The sequence below is a fragment of the Tabrizicola sp. genome, from assembly GCF_051645465.1.
GTDB lineage: Bacteria > Pseudomonadota > Alphaproteobacteria > Rhodobacterales > Rhodobacteraceae > Tabrizicola.
The window spans coordinates 1-1,681 of sequence record NZ_JBOFBI010000356.1 but is presented as its reverse complement, the minus strand read 5'-3'; the positions used below and the strand labels follow the sequence as shown (position 1 = coordinate 1,681).

Below are 1,681 nucleotides of genomic sequence, written 5' to 3'. Positions count from 1 at the left end.
AAAATCTGCGTGACCTTGGCGTTGAAGGCGTTCGCGTCCGGCAGGTTGACGAACAGGAACACCGCTGCGGCCAGCAGGATAAGAACAATCGCGACGATCCCAAATGCAACGACGCGGTTGCCCGCGCGCAATGAATCAGTAGCGGAGGAAGTGGTCTCCGGCACTTGCTTCCCTTTCACCAAGACCTTCGGGTCCGAAGGTTGACATGACGCTCAACAATGTCCAACCCGCCGATGCCAGCCTCGGCGCCAATTCGTTTGCCGCACTGCCCGGGTCGCAATTGCCATCAGATACTTGCGCCACGCCATAGGCAAGGCGCAAGGGGTCATCCTGCTTGGCCTTGTAGTCGGCATAACATTCCGCCGATGCAGGCCCGGCGGCCAGCATCAGGGCGACAAAAATTGTAACACGGGCCATTTGGGCCTCCTCACGCTCGATGACCCCAATCTGCGCGGGAAGCCACTGATATTCAATATCCAAAGGGTCTTGGGCGCATTGCTATCGCATATCAACGCGCCGTTATTGCCTGTCTTTCGGCCCGTACCCAAGGATTTCACGACGGGCCCCGTCACAGGGGTAAGTGCGAAATAAGAAGGAGACCGCGATGCGACAGTCCCACCACATTCCGCCCCAGCCGACCCGGATCGAGGTCGTCGCCCCAACCCTGCGCCGCAAGGGATCGCGCGGCAGATGGACCATGGCCAGCAGCCTGACGCTTGGCCTGGCAGTCCTTGCCGTGATCCTGTCCGTGACCCTGCCTGCCGCCGCTACAGATGGCGTCTGCGCCCTGCCGCTCGACGCCCCGATGGGGAAGCACTGCGAGTGATCTCCCCCCGGGCGGTCACTCGTGTCCGGCCGCCCGGCAGCCTCGGGCAGGGGGGTGAGCAGCCCCTGCCCGCTTTTCAGCCGGATCGCGCCGCCTGAATCGCAGCGGCCACCGCCGCACCCGCCGCAACCGTATCCGCCGTCCCTCCCAGATCGCGCGTCCGCGTCGCCGGATCGCCCAGCGTTGCCTCGATCGCGGCCAGCACCGCCGCCGCTGCTTCCGCCTCACCAAGGTGATCGAGCATCATCGCCCCGGCCCATATCTGCCCCACCGGATTGGCAATCCCCTGCCCCGCGATGTCGGGGGCGGAGCCATGCACCGGTTCGAACAACGACGGAAAGCGGTGGTCGGGGTTGATGTTGCCCGAAGGCGCGATTCCGATGGTGCCGGTGCAGGCCGGGCCCAGATCGGACAGGATGTCGCCGAACAGGTTCGACGCCACGACCACATCGAACCGGTCCGGGTTCAGCACGAAATGCGCGGTCAGGATGTCGATGTGATACTGGTCGACCGCCACCTCGGGATACTCCGCCGCCACCGCGCGCACGCGTTCGTCCCAGTAGGGCATGGTGATCGAGATGCCGTTCGACTTCGTTGCCGAGGTCAGCTTGCGGCGCGGACGGCGGCGCGCAAGATCAAAGGCATAGCGCAGCACCCGGTCGACGCCGATCCGCGTCATCACGGTTTCCTGGATCACCGTTTCACGGTCAGTGCCTTCAAAGATGCGCCCGCCGATGGAGGAGTATTCGCCCTCGGTATTCTCGCGCACGATCCAGAAATCGATATCCCCCGGCACACGCCCGGCCAGCGGGGCCGGAACCCCCGGCATCAGGCGCACGGGACGGAGGTTGACAT

At 64.5% G+C, this 1,681-nt stretch carries 3 protein-coding genes; 1 reads left to right on the top strand and 2 read right to left on the bottom strand.

Annotated elements, in window-relative coordinates:
• Positions 1–135: 135 nt before the first annotated feature.
• Complete coding sequence (locus ACRCSW_RS22195; RefSeq protein WP_438707829.1) at positions 136–417, bottom strand: hypothetical protein; 282 nt, start codon at positions 415–417, stop codon at positions 136–138.
• Positions 418–604: 187 nt separating this feature from the next.
• Between ACRCSW_RS22195 and ACRCSW_RS22190 the strand changes: the two genes are divergently transcribed.
• Complete coding sequence (locus ACRCSW_RS22190) at positions 605–826, top strand: hypothetical protein (RefSeq protein ID WP_438707828.1); 222 nt, start codon at positions 605–607, stop codon at positions 824–826.
• 76 nt (positions 827–902) lie between these two features.
• Here ACRCSW_RS22190 and ACRCSW_RS22185 read toward each other — a convergent pair.
• The coding region (locus ACRCSW_RS22185; protein WP_438707827.1) for an isocitrate/isopropylmalate family dehydrogenase at positions 903–1,681 on the bottom strand (779 nt) is incomplete at its 5' end.